Source organism: Streptomyces sp. NPDC005281 (assembly GCF_040607495.1).
In the GTDB taxonomy this organism is placed as follows: Bacteria; Actinomycetota; Actinomycetes; order Streptomycetales; family Streptomycetaceae; genus Streptomyces.
The window spans coordinates 1-15,563 of record NZ_JBEXGX010000002.1; the positions used below are offsets into that span (position 1 = coordinate 1).

Consider the following 15,563-nt stretch of genomic DNA (forward strand, 5'->3'; position numbering starts at 1 on the left):
GTAGCAGGTGGCGCAGATCGGCTGGCCCTGCTGATCGCGGCTGGTGCAGGGGCGGACCCGGCTACAGACCGAGCAGGTCGCCTCGGGGCCCTGGTGGCAGCCGTCGCAGAGGTCCGGGCTTCAGTCCGATCCGGGCCACCGACCCCGGCAGGTCCCGTACCCCCAGGACACCCGCGGTCGGCAACGGTCCCCACCGCTCCGGATCCGGTACCCATTCCACATGCCACTCGCTCAACTTGAGCCCCTCCAGATGCGCTTGAATACATCAGATCATCAGGGAAGTGGTCGAACTCGCGCTGTGGTGGCCGGCGGCGGTCGCGCAGATGTGTAAGCGCCTGGAGGAGGACTTCGAGGCCGAGTCGGCCGACGCCACGGCACGCCTGCTCCTGGTGCGGGACTGGCCGCTGACCGGCACCCGGGATGCACCGGTCGCCTACCTGCGGCGTCCCCCGTCCTGGGCCCGGTGGTCCCCCACGGGTACCGCGAAGTCGGCGACTATGTGTCCTGGAGCGGCGGCGATACTCCCGGGCCCTCCTTCAGCGCGGTAGTCGCCGCTCCGGCCCACCTGGTCGCCAAGCTGGAGAAGGAGCAGGCCGCTCAGCCCTCGCACCACCCGCCGCGGTTCACCGCCGGCGGGCCGGTCACCGGCGGCGCGGGGGACCTTGAGGCCGCCGGGGAACTGCTGCGCAGGGCCTTCCCGCTGCTGCCCGGCGACGGCGACGATGAGATGCCTGTCCCGGCTGCGGCCGTGGCCGAGCAGCGCCGCGCCCGCCATGGCGCGAGGGGCCTGCGCCTGGTCGGCGAGGAGGAGCGGCTCTACCGGGTCGCAGACTCGTTGAGCAGCGGGCACGGCTGCTGGGTGCCTGACGAGCCCGGCGAACTGAAGCTGCTGGAGAAGCTCGTGTCCTGGCTGAGCTGGAGCACACTGCGTATCGACGTGCTGTGCGGCCCGACCGGCCGAGCCGGACAGTGGGCCAGCGTGTTCGGCACGCTCGACTCGGTCACTGAGCCGGGCATCGGCTTCAGCCCGGGCGGGCGCCACCGCGCCCTACACATCCCCTGGCACCGGATCGTCGCCCTGAGCGGTGCCCCGAACTGGGACCGCGGCCACGGCACTCCAGCGTTCTGGCAGCCCTACGAGCCCATCACCGTCCCAAGTCCGCCCCCAGCCGGTACGGCCAAGGCAAGAATCGTGAGTCTGAGCACCGTGCCGGAACCGAAGGATGCCGGATGACGGCACGAGCCCAGCGCGCCGCAGGGTCGGTCCCCGCGGTGGAGACGAGACGGCCGAACAGATCTAGCCCGGCCTGATCACCCCCACCGGAAGGCGCAACGGGCAGGCCCCGAATCTGTCCAGCGTCTCTCCCACTGTGCTGCGGGAACTGGTGCAGCAGGTGGAACTGCTGCTCGTGCGGACCCGTCGGCTACCGCAGAGCGACAACTCGCAGTGAACCGCCGCCGTCGTCGAGGCGGAACCCGGCGGGTCCCGCCTCGACGACGGCTGGTCGCGTCCAGCACCCGCACCGAGTACTGACGGCCTCATCGCCAAGACGGCCCCGACTTCCAGCCGCCGTAACATCAGCCATGGAAGATCTCTAGCTCGCCGGTCCCAGCGACAGGCTTACGGCACGGCCGCGTACGGGTGGTAGACAACCTGCGCGCTCGCTGCACGCGCCGTACGTGAGGAACACCCGCGCGCGGTCTGCTCCTTCGACGCGGCGCACGGGTAGTTCGAGGACGACCCGGCCGTCCTCGTACACCGGCAGCCGGACGTCGAGGCCCGCAGGGCGTAGCATCCGTCGCTTGGCGTCGGTGGTCGCCAGGCTCGCGGGCCGCAGCGCACCCTCGACACGGATACGGGTCGGGATGCCGATCCCGTCGACGCCGCCGTCGGGAAGGTCGAGGCTGTACAGGTGAAAGCCCGCCTGCTGAGGCCGCAGTTCCGCGAGGACCCGCAAGCCGTCGTCCCGGGACTCGATCCGCACCGACACCGCCACGCCGCCGGCCGAGAACGGAGCGGCGTCCACCGTGGCGTCGCTCGTCCCCGTTCCGGCGCAGCCCGCGAGCGTGACGGCGGCCGCCAGCGTCAGGGCCGCGCCGCGGTGCGCGTGACGGGCGCGGAGCCTGACGGCATGGATTCGGACGGCTATTTCCATCGCTTCAGGAACTCCTGGACCTGGTCCGCCGACATGGTGCGCGCGTTGGAGAACTCGCCTTTGTTCGTGGCCACCTTGGCCCGGCCGGAAGCGGGGTCGAGGACAGTCAGGGCCGGTATGCCGCTCGTGCGCAGGTCGACATAGCGCGTGGCGACGTCCAGGTTGTGGTCGAAGTCGCCGACGTCCACCCTCACTACGTGGTACTTCGCCAGCAGTAAGGAAGGGCCGGACTCCTTGAAACGGGCGCCCAGGACGCGGCAGTCCATGCACCAGTCGGCGCCGAAGTCGACGAGTACCGGGTGGCCGTCCTTCTTCGCCGACTTCAGGGCGGCCGCGATGTCGGCAGCGGCGTCCGCCTTCGGGTCGTATTCGGGCTCGGCCTTCGCGGAGGAGGCGGTTGCCGAGGACGTGTCCGGTTCTGCCGACTTCTTGGCGGGCGTGGCAGCGACGGAGGCGGGGACCGTGTGGGACGCGGTGGCCGTGCCGCCGCAACTGGTGAGTGCAAGCAGGGCTATTGCGGCCAGTGGCAGCGTCGCGGGGAACAGGGGACGTCTCACGTGACTCCTCGTCGTCTCTTTCATCCGAGCCCACGGCACACGCGGGCGGCCGCGATGCGCACGCGGCCGCCTTCGATGCTTCGGGTGTTCCGCCGGACAACGGCAGATGTGCCCGCAGTTTTTCATACGGGCAGGTCTGTTCGGCAGGCACCGGGGATGATCTCCGGCCGGGCCGGCATTCAACACTGCTTTTAGTGCACGCAGTTGGGCACCATCGAGCTTGCAGCGGGCGCCGTCGGGGCTCTTGCGGACCAGTGCCTGTCGGCCACCTGAAGCCACGGCCCGGCGCCAGCGGTTCACCGACATCCGGGTCACCCTGAACCGCCGGGCACGCTGGAACGGCTCGCGTCTACGTCGTCACCCACGCGGAACGCCACGCGACGAAGATCGGTGTTGCAGCCGCGGTTCAGCGCAGCAGCCGCATCGCCCAGCACGCCCGCTACGGTTGGACCGCGTTCTACGAACACCATGTCCCCACCGGCGACGCCGCCCTGACCATCGAGCAGACCATTCTTCGACGTCTGCGAACTGCCCGACATCGCGTCCATCAGACTGCAGTACAGCTGCCGAATGGATGGAGCGAGACCTTCGACGCACGCCACGTGGCACCCACAAGTCTCCAAGAAGCAATCCGCAGGGAAGCGGCCGTGCTCGACATGGGCCGTAGCGAACCCCTCACCCTGTTCTGAGCCCCATCCGGCTGGGAAGCCCCGACTCCGGCCGGCTTCGACGCTCGCCGCACTGAGACCGTCACACTCCGCCATCTGATAGTGACGATGCCTGCCGTCGATTGACCGCGGATGCTGGCCGGTGTTGCCAGCAAGCGCCAGCGGCCCAGATCTCGTACCGTCGCCCGTGGCTGGCCGCGACAGGACGGCGGGCCTGGTGGTCCCGCGCCGTTCGCACGCCGCGCGGGACCACTCTTAGGCCACGGCCGCTGTCGCCGTCCCGTGGTCCCGGCACGTAATCCGGCCCCCTCGACACTGGTGTCGAGGGGGCCGGATTCTGGTAGCGGGGACAGGATTTGAACCTGCGACCTCTGGGTTATGAGCCCAGCGAGCTACCGAGCTGCTCCACCCCGCGTCGGTACACCTAGCCTACGGCATAGCGCAGACCGTCGCGGCCAGGTCTCCGAGGAAGGCGGCGCCCACCGCGGATCGTGAGCGGCGAATCTTCACCCGGCCCGCTGTCGTCGACTGCGGGCAGGCGTGGCCCGCCGCTCGGGGGATGTCGACGGGCCGCGCCTATGTCTACGGTCCCACGGGTGAGGTCGGGACGCCTGTATTCCGGGCACAAGGGCTGGTGGGCTGACAGCAGGCAGTGTCACCCGACGGGTGCGCTGCGCAGTCGGCTCGGTTGTGATCGGCGTTGTCAGTGGCTGCGTCTATCCTCGACCGCATGACCGACGCCCCCGCCTCCGAATGCGACTTTCCCGCAGATTTGATCATCGCGCAGCAAGAGGCAGGCGATGCCAAGGCGAAGCTGCTTCGGTTGCAGGGAGAGCTGCCCTGGTCGCGCGAGCCGCACGAGGGCTGGGAGGCGGAGGTTCCTGCCCACGGCGGTGCTCTGCAGGGGTTCAAGTCATCCAGGCCGGCTACCGGTGGGTGGTCTCAGGAGCAGAAGGTCGAGTACGACGCGTTCTGGGAGGGATGGCGCGAGGAGGCTGCCAAGGTGTATGCACACAGCTACTGGGGCGGTCTGAGTGGTGAGAGGGCCATCAACGGTCGCCAAGCTCTCAAGGTAGAGGCCGAGGCGGCGCGCGTTCCCGAGGCCGACTCCGTCGCGTCGAGACAAGACGCGTTCGTCACGACAGGCTGAACCAGCTTCGTGGCCCCTCGATGGTGTGCCAAGTGGCCCATGGCAGGCGGCAGCCGTAGTGCCGCCGTCGGACCGCGCGCTTCGTTGCAAAGATCGGCTTGTGCTGCTTGAACGCAGTTGCCGTCGGGTGCATGAGAAGCGGATGAGGTCGTAGATCGGTTGTGTCTACCGCCCAGCGATGCTGCGGTGCGCTGATCGGCCACGGCTAGCGGCCGCCCGGTCTGGCGCCGGGTGGTTCCGGCCCGGGGCGGAACGCGGCATGGACATCCCTGCGGATCCGATGACAGCCGTAAGGGTGACATCCCCGGCAGCACCCCCCTGCGGCCGCGCCGGTTCTTCGAACCGCGGGGGCGGCCACACTTCGGCCTGGGTGTGGGCGACCAGGACCTGCCGCGCTGTCTCCAGGTCCTGGGCGAGGACCTCGATGACCGCACGCCGTACCGACGCCCATCCGGGCGCGGTCCCCGTCACGAGCAACAGCAAGCGCACGTCGGACACGCTCAGCAGTCCGGCCTGGCAGCGGCGAACGGCGTCACGGGCCAGCGCGGCGTCGTACGACGCCGATCCGGCGAGATCCCTCAACGCCTGGTGCCACTCCTCGCCATCCAGTGCCACCACGTCCTGGCCACTCGGCGGCGCCTGCGTGGTCATGCCGGCTGCATCCGTAGAACCCACTCACACTCCCTGTGCCACCGGGCTGTTCGCATCAGCACCAGGTGACCATCACTAACGGCAAAGACTCCGCCAGATTAGGGGAGCTCTCTGACATCGGGCGGCTCCTCCACGGCCGAGTCATCAACCGACTGCCCGGCAGGTCACCGGTGTTGGTCTGGATCAGAGCGTTGCCTCGGCCTCGATCTCATCGCGGGCCTGGCACACCAGATCCCACAGGGCCAGAGCAGAGATCTGGTCGGCGTCCGCGGTCTCGGTCGCTCCGCCACGGCGCATCTGGTCGGCGGACAGGTACGGAGGGATGCCGAGTTCGTTGCGCAGCCGGTTCAAGACGGTCTGTTCGACGTCCCAGGCATCGGCGCCGAACGCGAAGTACTGGGTCCTGACGGTCGACCAGCCGTTCCGACGGTGCTCAGCGAGCCGTGTCGTGCCTATGTTGGTGATCCCGATCTTCACGGCGTTCAGGTGCGGTTGGTGCAGGACGTACACCAGGGCCGGGAGTACGTGGTTGGTGCCGAAGGGACGGCACCGACGGCAACCGCCCGCCCCCTGGAGGGCCTTGACCATAACTGTGTCGCAGGTCAGGCACTGCATGCGCCACGGGGTGCCCAGCCGCCCCGGATACGGCTCCAGAGGAGTGAAGCCGAGCGTGCGCAGCCTTGCGGTGGCCTCGTACGGTTCGACCAGTGGGCTCCCCGAGCACTGGCGGCACACCCCCCGCCCGTACTTCGCCAGGTGATGAACGGGAAAGACGACGCGCCCGCACACGTGTCGGCATCGCCAACGGGCCAGCGTCCCCGGGCAAGGCTCCATCGGTTCCAGACCCACGGCACGCATCTCCGCGACGGCCTGTACCGAGAAGTTGGTCCTGCGCGTGGCCGCCCGTCCGAGCACCCCGCACTCCTTGCACCCGGTGCCCCTGCGCGCGGTGGTGTACCGGGGTTTGACGCTCTTGCCGCACTGCAGGCACTGACACAGCCACGGCATCTGGCTGCCCGGATAGGGCTCCAGCGGTCTGAAGCCGACGGACCGCATGAACTCGGCGGCCTCCTCGTCGCTGACCCGCACCGATCCGTTGCAGCCCGAGCAGCACACCTCTCCGGAACGGATCTCGGCGAGTCGTGGATACCGGATTTGTCCACACGCCGCGTGGAGAGCCTTCCAGCCTTTGTGTACTCCCTGGTAGTCGGCGAGCGGCTCCCATCCGGCCGTGACCAGGTCCGCGGTCGCCCGCTCCGCTTCCTGCTCGAGGCAGCGAGCGCTCGCCGCTGCCCTCGCGCAGTTCCCGCAGCGGTCTTGCCCTCGCTCCTGGACCTTCGCGAACGTCGGGCATGCGCGCTGACCGCACGTCCCGCACCGGCACGGCCACGGCTCCAGCGCACCGGGGTAGGGGGCCAGTGGAGTCCAACCGTGGTCCCGCATCAGATTCTCGGCCTTCGCCGCCATGCCGGCCTTCTGGCGCTTCCCGCGTTCGACCGCCACGCAGAACCGGCACCCCAGATACTCCCCGCCCCGGGCTCGCACGCCGGCTCGAACCGTGCCGTAGTGCGGAGCGACGTCCTTTCCGCAGCGCATACACCGGCACGACCACCCCCTCGTGCCTCCCCCTGATGGCCTGAGCTCCAGCGGTTCGAGACCGGCAACGCGCATGACCTCGAGCGCCTCGGCCTCATTGACATGGCGCGGCACCGCCGTCCCCCGTCCATTACAGGATCAGCAACCTGCATATCGTGCCGTCCTGGCGACCATCGGCGGGGAGAAATCCGGATATGAGCGCTACGTCAGACTGCCGATTCGATCCCGAGCGGGAGACTTCTGTCCGCACGACGTCCGACTTTGTGACTCGGAACGCCGACGAGCTCACGCCGGATGGCGACGAGCTGGCGCCCACTCGAGTGAGGGCCCGGTCGGTTCTCGTGTGAGCCGCTGTCCGGTCCCTCTATACCCGAGGGGTGGTCAAGAAACTGCTGCATGCTCTGCTCGCCCTGACCGTTGTCCCGCTGGCTGCTCCTGCGACAGCAGCCTCCGTCGACACGTCTCCAGGTGTCCGCTCCACCGCGGCCTCGAGGGAGGCGGCGGTGGCCGTCGGGACGGGTGCCCCCGCAACGAACTCTTCACGCGCTCAGTCGCAGGAATTCCCGTACCGTCCGGACGTGCCTGTGAGGAATCAACTCGTCTCTAAGGTCATCGAGCGCGTCTGACGGGCGCGAAGAGTTGAGGGTGGCGTTCTGGGTGAAAGCGTCCGTCGCAACGGCGCTGGCAGCATCCAGGTCACCCAGCCGCAGATGCGCGCGGGCGGTACGGGTGAGATAGAGGACGTGGTCGCGTGCGTATCCGTCGGCGGAGTACTGGGCATGGCGCGCCTGTTCGAAGTGGGTCAGGGCGCGGCGAGGGTCTTCGAGGTCGAGTGCGGAGGATCCAGCGAGCATCTCGATCTCGCCCGGCGTGAGCCAGTACGACCACGACGGGTCGTCGTCGTGGGGGCCGCGGGCGTATTCGGTTCGTGCTGCGTCCAGTTCCCGCCAGCAGCCGGTGCGGTCACCGGTCTTGGACAGAGCCCGGGCGGCACGGGCGTGGAGCATCGACCGCACGCGCGGGGTAGAGCGCCGCACGGTGGCGTCCTGGGCGGTGCGGACCAGGGCGACGGCGTCTTGGGGGCTTCCCTCGGAGTAGACCTGGATCGCCATGAAGGCAAGGGTGTTGGCGCCGACCTGAGGGTCGCGGGCACTCGCGGACGCGCGCAGCGAGGTGACGTAGAAGCGCTGGGCGCGGGCGTGGTGTCCGGAGTCGAACTGGAGCCAGCCGCATATGCGGGCGGACTCGGCGAGCAGGGACAGCAGCCGGTGTTCGAGCGGTCCGTGCTGCCCGGTCTGCTTGGCGAGCCCTTCAAGGAGGTCGTACTCGGCAACTGCTGTGTGGCGAAGCCGGGCGCCACCGAGGACGTCGTCGAGGCGGCGCAGGTCGTCCAGACGCTGTTCCAGGGTGTCCAGCAGCCCCCGAGTGAGGCGGGGGTTCGTGGATGCGGCGCTGGCCAGAACATGGGGCACGGCTTCGGCCGGTTCGGTGAGCGCGAAGCTCCAGCTGGCCGCTAGTCCGCTCAGCGTGGCTCCGCTGGCGATGAGAAATCCTCGTCGATCCTGCATGGAGCCTCCCCGCGCGGCAGTGGCTGCTGCTGTCACGGTACCTGCCAGGGTCCAGGGGTTGTCGAGAACGAGACGGTCATCGGGGAACGCCAGCAGCAGAAATTCGGGCCATCCGAGTTCGTCGACGGCCTCGCGGCGGATGCCGTGGAGGCGGGCCATGGCATACCGGGCGGGCAGCTCGGGGGAGTTGACGTCATTCTCCCAGCGGGAGACCTTCTGCCGGCCCTTGGCCATCCGGCCGTAGCCCAGCGCGCAGTGGACGTCGTCGAGATGGTCCAGGTACTGCCCGGCGGTCAGTCCGAGCTCGGCACGCAGCGCGGCCAGCGGGTGCGATAGCAGATGGTCGGGCATCGCGGGTCCCCCTCCTACGCAATCTCCCTGTTGACCAGCAACTTTATCCGGTTCCCGGTGGGCTGTGCAGGGCTTCGGAGCAGGGTCCGCAACACCTCCGCAACATCAAATTCCTTCCCGGGCATGGGGCGTCGGCGGTGACATGAACGGCATCCCGAACCCCCACCCGAGTGTGAAGGGAGCACGATGCCTGAGACCGAGACGCCGCAGGTGTCCGTGGTCGTGAGCGCCTGCGGCAACACCCGCAAGATACGCGGCCTGCTGGACGCGCTGGCGAAGCAGACCTTGCCAGCCGCGAAGTTCGAGGCGGTTGTGGTCGACAACGACCGGCCCGGGCCCGTCCGTCCGATCCGCGACGCAGTCGCTGGCGGTGACTGGCCGTTTGCCGTGCGGGTCCTGTACGAGCCGACGCCGGGCCTGAGCGCGGGCCGCAACCGCGGTATCTGCGCGGCCCGCGGCCAGTACGTCGCGATCACCGACCCCGACATCACCCCCGACCCCGGCTGGCTGCAGACCCTCCTCGGCGCGATCCAGGAGGAGAACGTCTTCGCCGTCGGCGGCCGCACCCGCGTGGACTACCCCGGCGGTCAGGCCGTGGTGCTGACGAAGTCACTGCGCGAGTGTCATGGCGCGGTGGACTGGCCCCAGGGCCGGGAACTGGCGGTGTGGCCGTACTGGGTCACCGGCTGCAACCTGCTCTTCGACCGTCAGACCGCGCTCGACATCGGCCTGTTCCGGACCGATCTGGGCCGCCGGGGCCGGTGGATGGGCGACTGCGAGGACCTCGAATTCATCGACCGGGCCCGCCAGGCCGGACACCACACGCTGATCGAACCCGCCGCTCTCGTCTCGCACCCGGTGTACCGGCCGGAGACCACGCTGGGCTACTTCCTGCGCCAGGGCGCCGGGCACGGCGTGTGCGTGGCCCGGATGCACCTGAGCGTGAGGGTGGAGCCGGCCGCGATCCAGGCCGGCCGTGCCGCTCTGCACGCCGCGTTCATGAATCTCGCCGCCGGGTGGACGTTCCTCGACCGCTCCCGCGCGGTCGAGGGCGCCCGCGACTTTGCCCGGATCGGCGCCTACCACCTGGAGCGGGGCCGCCTGCGGCTGCGTGGCCGCCGTCCCATCGCCCTTGCCCAGGTTCCCGTGAAGAAGGAGACATCGTCATGGATGTGATCACGACCGCCGGACTCGCCGGCTCATCCGCCCTGTTGGGCGTCGAGGTTGTCGAACGCAAGGGAGCCGGCCACCCCGACACCCTCGCTGACGGGGCTGCCGAGGCGATCTCCCGCGCCTACAGTCGATACTGCTTGAAGACGTTCGGGGCGATCCTGCACCACAACACCGACAAGCTGTCCCTGCTGGGCGGCGCAGCCGACGTGAGCTTCGGCCACGGTGAACTCACCGCGCCCGTCCAGGTCCTGGTCAACGGACGCATCACCGGCGCGCTGGGCGACCACACCATCCCGGTCGACGACATCGTCACCACCGCGGCGAAGGACTACCTTGCCCGCGCGCTGCCGCTCCTCGATGTCGAGCGGTGGGTCGACGTCCGCACCCGTCTCACCCAGGCCTCCAGCCCCGGCGCCGTACACGACCCGGGCACCGCTCAGCGCGAGGCCTCCCGTCAGCGCTGGTTCGCGCCGCGCACTCTCGACGATCTCGCCGAACGTCACCGGCTGTTCGCCAACGACAGCAGCGCTGGCGTCGCCTACTGGCCTCTGGGGATCGGGGAGCGGCTCGCCCTCGACATCGAGGGGCACCTGACCAGTGAAGGATTCCGCGCCGAGCACCCCTACTACGGCACGGACATCAAGCTCATGGTCGTCCGGCACAGCGGCAGCGTGCAGGTGACCGCCTGCGTTCCCCAGATCGCCCGCGAAACCCCCGATCTGGACACCTACATCGCCCGGCGGGTGCAGGCACGCGACCTGATCGGTGAACTCGCGGCCCGGATCGCGCCCGGGCACCACGTGGAAGTCGCCGTGAACACCCGCGACGTCGACGAGCGGCCCGAGCTGTACCTGACCGCCACCGGCTCGTCCATCGAGTCCGGTGACGAAGGCGTCGTCGGCCGCGGCAACCGGGCCAACGGCGTGATCAGCATGTTGCGGCCGTGGTCCGCCGAAGGTGTGTCGGGCAAGAACCCCGTCTACCACGTCGGCAAGCTCTACAACCTGGCGGCCGCCGAGGCCGCGCGCCGACTGCACGAGCAGACCGGGCTCACCTGCGCGGTCGCGCTCGTCTCCCAGTCGGGCCGGGACCTGACCGACCCCTGGAAGGTCATCGTGCAATCCTCGGGAGCGGACGCGGTCCCCGCCGCCACCGTCCACCGTGTGATCGCCGACGTCATGGCCGACCTGGGTACGCTGCGCGAGCAGCTCCTGGACGGAAAGCTGGCCACGGCATGAGCATGCACACGTCGGATACTCCGGCCGCCGCCGACCACTTCGTGCCCTGCCTCAACCCGGCCACCCTCTCCGGAATACCGGTGGACCAGTTCCTGGCCCTGGCCGCCGGCGCAGGCTTTCCCACCGTCGAGGTGTCCATCCAACAGGCCCAGGCCTATGGCGCCACTCGCCTGCGTGACCTGCTCCAGGAACTCGGGGTCGCGGTGGCGGCCGCGAGCGGCATCCTGCCTGCCGGTCCCGTCCTGCCCGCTCCGCTGCTCATCGACCCGGACACCTACCGTGCCTGCCTCGCGGGTCTGACCCATCGGCTGAAGGCCATGGCCGATCTCGGCTGCACCGTCGCGACCACTGTCCTCAATCCGTTCTCCCCGCTCAGCACCAGCTCCGCGCGAGTCCTCGCGTGTGAGCGGATCCGTCATCTCGCCGACGCTGCAGCCCCGTACGGGATCAGGCTGGCCGTCGAGGCCGTCAGTGTCCGCCGCGCCCTGCCCGCCGATCTCGACGGCCCTCACGCCGTCGTCGACTGTCTGCCCCAGCTTGCCGAGCTGCTGGACGAGACCGGCGCCGACAACGCGGGCATCCTCGTGGACTCCTTCCACTGGGCGGTCGCCGGCGCCGACCCACGTCACATCACGGACCTTCGGCGAGGCGCCATCAGCCATGTGCAGATCGCCGATGTCCCGACAGGCATCGCCGCTGGCGACCTCATCGACGCCGAGCGGTTGTTCCCCGGCGACGGGGCACTGCCCTGGACCGCATTCGCCGACGCCCTCACCGCGTGCGGCTACACGGGGCCGCTGTCGGTGGAGCTGTTCAACCCGCACCTGCGCGCCTTGCCTGCAGGTGAGATCGCCCGTCTGTCCCACGACTCCGTGACCCGCTGCTCGACCCCCGCGGAGGCAACCCGATGACCCGCACATCCGTCGGCGCGGCTGGACGTCCGTGGCGGCTCGCGGTCGCCGGATGCGGCGCCGCCGCCTTCGGCCTCCACCTGCCCCTCCTTACCGCTTCGGGCGCGTTCGACGTGATCGCCGTCGCCGACCGCGACGGCGAACGGGCCCGCGCCGCACGGTCCCGGTTCGCCGTTCCGCGCACCGCGACCCGGGCCGGTGATCTCCTGCAGGACGTCGACGTCCTGGTGATTCTCACCGGAGTACACGAGGACCTCATCGAGGAGGCCCTGGACGCCGGCGTACACGTTGTCACTGAAAAGCCCGTCTGCCTCGACGTCGGCCGCACCCGCAAGCTCGCCGCCCGGGCCCAGGAAGCGGGGCTGCTGCTGGAGGTCGGAGCGATGCGTGCCCACGACCCGGCTCTGCACGCCGCCCTCGCGCACGTCCCTGAACCCCGGGGCGGCTGGCTGGTGAAAGCCGACGGCGTCGACGAGGCTGCTCGCCGCCGCCTCCTCCCGCCCGGATTCGCCCCCTACACCTTCGGTGACGACCCGCCCCAGCCCATCCCCGATGACCTCGAACCCCATCAGGTGACAGCCCTGCAGATCCTGCTCTGGCAGGGCTACCACCTGCTGACCGCACTCGTCCTGGCCGTGCCCGGGACCATCGCCACCGCCTGCACGCTCGACCCGGCAGGACAGTCCGTCCACGCCCTGCTGCATGGCCCGGCCGGCGAACCGTTCACCCTGGTCATCGCAGCGACCCCGGCAGGGGTCTTCCGCGAGCAGGTCCACCTCGCCGACGCCGTCGCCGCCGCGACCATCGACTTCGCCCGCCCTTATGAGCCGGCCTCCACGACCCGGGTGACCACCGCCGACGGCGCTACCAGCGACTTCGGTGACCCGTTCGCAGCCATGTGGGCAGCCATCGACGCACGGCTGCGCGGCCAGCATCCCACCGACCTGCCCTCCAGCATCGATCTCGCGCTGCGCGTTGAGGCCCTAGCCCTCAAGCTCGCGCACCTCGCACACCCCGCCACCCGCACACGGAAGGACATCTGATCGTGGCCAACGACGCCCCTGTCCTGGTCCTGGACGGCCCGCCCGGAGCGGGCAAGACCTCTCTGCTCGCCCGCATGGTGAGCGCCCTGGGCGACGACACCGTGTGGTTCACCGAACCCAACGCCCGCCTCGCCACCGGCCTGGCCGCGCCCGTGCACCCCAGCCCGGCCGGACACTCCCTGTGGTTCCTGCGACACGAGCTCGCCAAGGCCCGCGCCATGCGATGCCTCGCCGCAGACAAGGACACCCACCTGATCATCTCCGACCGCAATCACCTCGGTGCCCTCGCCTACTGCTACGCCACCCGGGCCGACGACGCCCTGCCCTACCGCACCGCCCGTGACTTCTACGCCCGTCGCATCGCCCCCGAACTCCCCGAGACGGTGCTCACCGCGATCCTCCTGGTCAGCCCCGACCAGAGCCTGACCCGCCGCGGCAACGTCGCCGAACTCCCCCGGTGGAAACAGTGGTTCGACGAAGACCTTCTGGAACGGCTGCACACCTTCTACACCGACATCGCCCCGACGCTGTGCCCGACCCAACCCGTCATCATCGACACCGACGGAGCCACCCGAGAGGCAGTCCTCGCGCAAGTCGCCGGGGTGCTCGCGGACGCGGGTCTCGACCAGACCGCGCGCCGCCTCACCTCAGCACCCGCCCCCACCGCGCAACCGGCACTGGACGAGCAATTCGCCGACGCCTACACCCAGCTCGGCGGGCTCGAGGCGTTCGGCCACCCCTTCACCCACCCGATCACCCACCGCGGAACCACCGTCCAGCTGTGCCAGCTCGGCGCCCTGCGCCACGACACGGCCAGCGGCACCCGACTGTGGAACCCGCTCGCCGACCCATCCGAGAGGGCCGCCTCATGAAGCGCACCCCCTGCGTCGTCGGCATCAACCTGGGCCACGACGGCGGAGCCGCCCTGATCACCGGCACGACGATGGTCGCGATCGGCGAAGAGCGGCTCAACCGCACCCGCTACAGCCCCGGCTGGCAAGCCGCCCTCCTCTACTGCCTGCGCGCAGCAGGCCTGAAGCTCACCGACATCGACCTGATCGCCGTCAGCGGCATCGGCCGCACCCCGCCCGCCCGGGCCGAGACCGGACTGGCCCACCTCGGCATCGACCCCAACCGGATCATCCCGGTCGACCACCACCTCAGCCACGCCTACACCGCCTACTGTCTCAGCCCCTACCAGGACGCGACCGTCCTGGTCGTCGACGGGGGCGGCAACAACAACGACACCGAGACCTACTACCGGGCCACCCCCGGCGGCATCGAGCGCTGCGGCGGCAACCCGCCCACCCGGCCCCGGGCCGGCGGAATCGGCGCGACGTACGAAGCCTTCACCAACTGGCTCGGCTGGCACGAACAGGAGGCCGGAAAGACCATGGCCCTCGCCTCGTACGGCGACGCGGGCCACTACCTCGCCCCCCTCTTCGACGTCGTCGACACCCACGTCCACGGACGCCTCACCCGCACCCACGCAGCCGGGGTCGCCGACCTCGCCGAACGGACAGGCTTCGACTTCGGCCCCCAGGGCAGCCGCGGCCAACACGAGCTCGGCATCAACGCCGCCGCCTACATCCAGGAGCAGATCGAACGCGCCCTGTGCGCCCTCGTCGAACAGACCGTCACCACGACCGGATTCGGCAACCTGTGCCTGGCGGGCGGGGTCGCCCTCAACTGCGTCGCCGCCGACAAGGTCCGCCGCCTGGACAGGGTCACCGGCTACTTCGCCCCACCCGCCGCGTCCGATCGCGGCCAGGCTCTGGGCTGCGCCCTGTACGCCTGGCACCGCCTCACCGGCGACCTGCCCAAACGTCCCCTGACCAATGACTACTTCGGCCGCGAATACACCGACGAGGAGATCCTGCAAGCCCTGAACCGGGACCCCCGCTCCGGCCTCGTCGAACGGCGCCGCACACCCTTCACATGGCGCCGCGAGAGCAACATCGCCCAAACAGCCGCCCAGATGATCGCCGACGGAAAGGTCATCGGATGGTTGCAAGGCGGCAGCGAACTCGGGCCCCGCGCACTGGGGGCCCGCAGCATCCTCGCCGACCCCCGCACCACCGCCGGCGCCGACGCCCTCAACCACAGGATCAAGCACCGCGAGCCGTTCCGGCCATTCGCCCCGGCCGTCCTCGCCGACCACGCCGACACCTGGTTCGACCTCGACGTGCCCAGCCCGTTCATGCTGCTCGCCCCGCCCGTATGCGAGGACCGCGCCGACAAAATCGCCGGGGTGGTGCACGTCGACGGCACCGCCCGCGTCCAGACCGTCGACCCCGAAACCGCGCCCGCCTACGGCGCGCTGATCGAGCACTTCCACCAGTTGACAGGAGTACCCGTCGTCCTGAACACGTCCTTCAACGACCGAGAACCCATCGTCGAGACCCCAGCCCACGCGCTCGCCACACTCCAGGACTGCGACCTGGACGCGGCCTGCATTGGCGCATACCTGGTCGAACGGTCCTGACCCCGCACCGGGGACT

Annotated in this window: 14 protein-coding genes and 1 tRNA gene; 9 read left to right on the forward strand and 6 right to left on the reverse strand. The window is 69.8% G+C overall.

Translation table 11 applies throughout. The features are described from left to right. Positions 1-463: 463 nt before the first annotated feature. Positions 464-1,234: a hypothetical protein gene (locus tag ABZV42_RS02730; protein ID WP_356050712.1), complete on the forward strand. Its 771-nt coding sequence runs from the start codon at positions 464-466 to the stop codon at positions 1,232-1,234. Positions 1,235-1,595: 361 nt separating this feature from the next. Here the strand turns inward: ABZV42_RS02730 and ABZV42_RS02735 are convergent, their stop codons facing one another. Both ABZV42_RS02735 and ABZV42_RS02740 read right to left on the reverse strand, forming a co-directional pair. After that, positions 1,596-2,156 carry a hypothetical protein gene (locus tag ABZV42_RS02735; protein ID WP_356050713.1) on the reverse strand — a complete coding sequence of 187 codons (561 nt, stop codon included), beginning with the start codon at positions 2,154-2,156 and terminating at the stop codon, positions 1,596-1,598. Then, positions 2,147-2,713, reverse strand: a complete 567-nt coding sequence (locus tag ABZV42_RS02740; protein ID WP_355982705.1) for a thioredoxin family protein — start codon at positions 2,711-2,713, stop codon at positions 2,147-2,149. The genes ABZV42_RS02735 and ABZV42_RS02740 overlap by 10 nt, the downstream gene beginning before the upstream one ends. Before the next feature lie 386 nt (positions 2,714-3,099). Between ABZV42_RS02740 and ABZV42_RS02745 the strand changes: the two genes are divergently transcribed. Continuing rightward, positions 3,100-3,402, forward strand: a complete 303-nt coding sequence (locus tag ABZV42_RS02745; protein WP_355982715.1) for a hypothetical protein — start codon at positions 3,100-3,102, stop codon at positions 3,400-3,402. Between the two features lie 317 nt (positions 3,403-3,719). Here the strand turns inward: ABZV42_RS02745 and ABZV42_RS02750 are convergent. Beyond that, positions 3,720-3,796, reverse strand: a tRNA-Met gene (locus tag ABZV42_RS02750). A gap of 315 nt (positions 3,797-4,111) precedes the next feature. On the opposite strand from ABZV42_RS02750, the gene ABZV42_RS02755 reads away from it, so the two are divergent. Continuing rightward, positions 4,112-4,531: a hypothetical protein gene (locus ABZV42_RS02755; protein ID WP_355982703.1), complete on the forward strand. Its 420-nt coding sequence runs from the start codon at positions 4,112-4,114 to the stop codon at positions 4,529-4,531. A gap of 165 nt (positions 4,532-4,696) precedes the next feature. Here the strand turns inward: ABZV42_RS02755 and ABZV42_RS02760 are convergent, their stop codons facing one another. The 3 genes from ABZV42_RS02760 to ABZV42_RS02770 form a co-directional block, all read right to left on the reverse strand. After that, positions 4,697-5,182: a hypothetical protein gene (locus ABZV42_RS02760; RefSeq protein ID WP_355982701.1), complete on the reverse strand. Its 486-nt coding sequence runs from the start codon at positions 5,180-5,182 to the stop codon at positions 4,697-4,699. A 183-nt stretch (positions 5,183-5,365) separates the two neighbouring features. Next, positions 5,366-6,685: a hypothetical protein gene (locus ABZV42_RS02765; protein ID WP_355982699.1), complete on the reverse strand. Its 1,320-nt coding sequence runs from the start codon at positions 6,683-6,685 to the stop codon at positions 5,366-5,368. 632 nt (positions 6,686-7,317) lie between these two features. Then, the gene (locus tag ABZV42_RS02770) at positions 7,318-8,697 is read right to left on the reverse strand and encodes a transcriptional regulator (RefSeq protein WP_355982697.1); all 1,380 of its coding nucleotides are present in this window, start codon (positions 8,695-8,697) and stop codon (positions 7,318-7,320) included. 186 nt (positions 8,698-8,883) lie between these two features. Here ABZV42_RS02770 and ABZV42_RS02775 point away from each other — a divergent pair, with 186 nt between their 5' ends. Genes ABZV42_RS02775 through ABZV42_RS02800 form a run of 6 tightly spaced genes read left to right on the forward strand, consistent with a single transcriptional unit; the run spans position 8,884 to position 15,547 of the window. Further along, the gene (locus tag ABZV42_RS02775; RefSeq protein ID WP_355982695.1) at positions 8,884-9,873 is read left to right on the forward strand and encodes a glycosyltransferase; all 990 of its coding nucleotides are present in this window, start codon (positions 8,884-8,886) and stop codon (positions 9,871-9,873) included. Beyond that, a complete protein-coding gene (locus ABZV42_RS02780; RefSeq protein WP_355982693.1) occupies positions 9,864-11,108 on the forward strand; it encodes a methionine adenosyltransferase in 1,245 nt (414 codons plus the stop codon). The genes ABZV42_RS02775 and ABZV42_RS02780 overlap by 10 nt, the downstream gene beginning before the upstream one ends. Continuing rightward, positions 11,105-12,019, forward strand: a complete 915-nt coding sequence (locus tag ABZV42_RS02785; RefSeq protein ID WP_355982691.1) for a sugar phosphate isomerase/epimerase family protein — start codon at positions 11,105-11,107, stop codon at positions 12,017-12,019. The genes ABZV42_RS02780 and ABZV42_RS02785 overlap by 4 nt, the downstream gene beginning before the upstream one ends. After that, positions 12,016-13,062 (forward strand): Gfo/Idh/MocA family oxidoreductase, encoded by a 1,047-nt coding sequence (locus ABZV42_RS02790; RefSeq protein WP_355982689.1) that lies wholly within the window; start codon positions 12,016-12,018, stop codon positions 13,060-13,062. Before ABZV42_RS02785 ends, ABZV42_RS02790 begins: the two co-directional genes overlap by 4 nt. Positions 13,063-13,064: 2 nt before the next feature. Continuing rightward, a complete protein-coding gene (locus ABZV42_RS02795; RefSeq protein ID WP_355982687.1) occupies positions 13,065-13,934 on the forward strand; it encodes an AAA family ATPase in 870 nt (289 codons plus the stop codon). Then, positions 13,931-15,547 (forward strand): carbamoyltransferase C-terminal domain-containing protein, encoded by a 1,617-nt coding sequence (locus ABZV42_RS02800; protein ID WP_355982685.1) that lies wholly within the window; start codon positions 13,931-13,933, stop codon positions 15,545-15,547. Before ABZV42_RS02795 ends, ABZV42_RS02800 begins: the two co-directional genes overlap by 4 nt. The last annotated feature ends 16 nt before the right edge of the window (positions 15,548-15,563 follow it).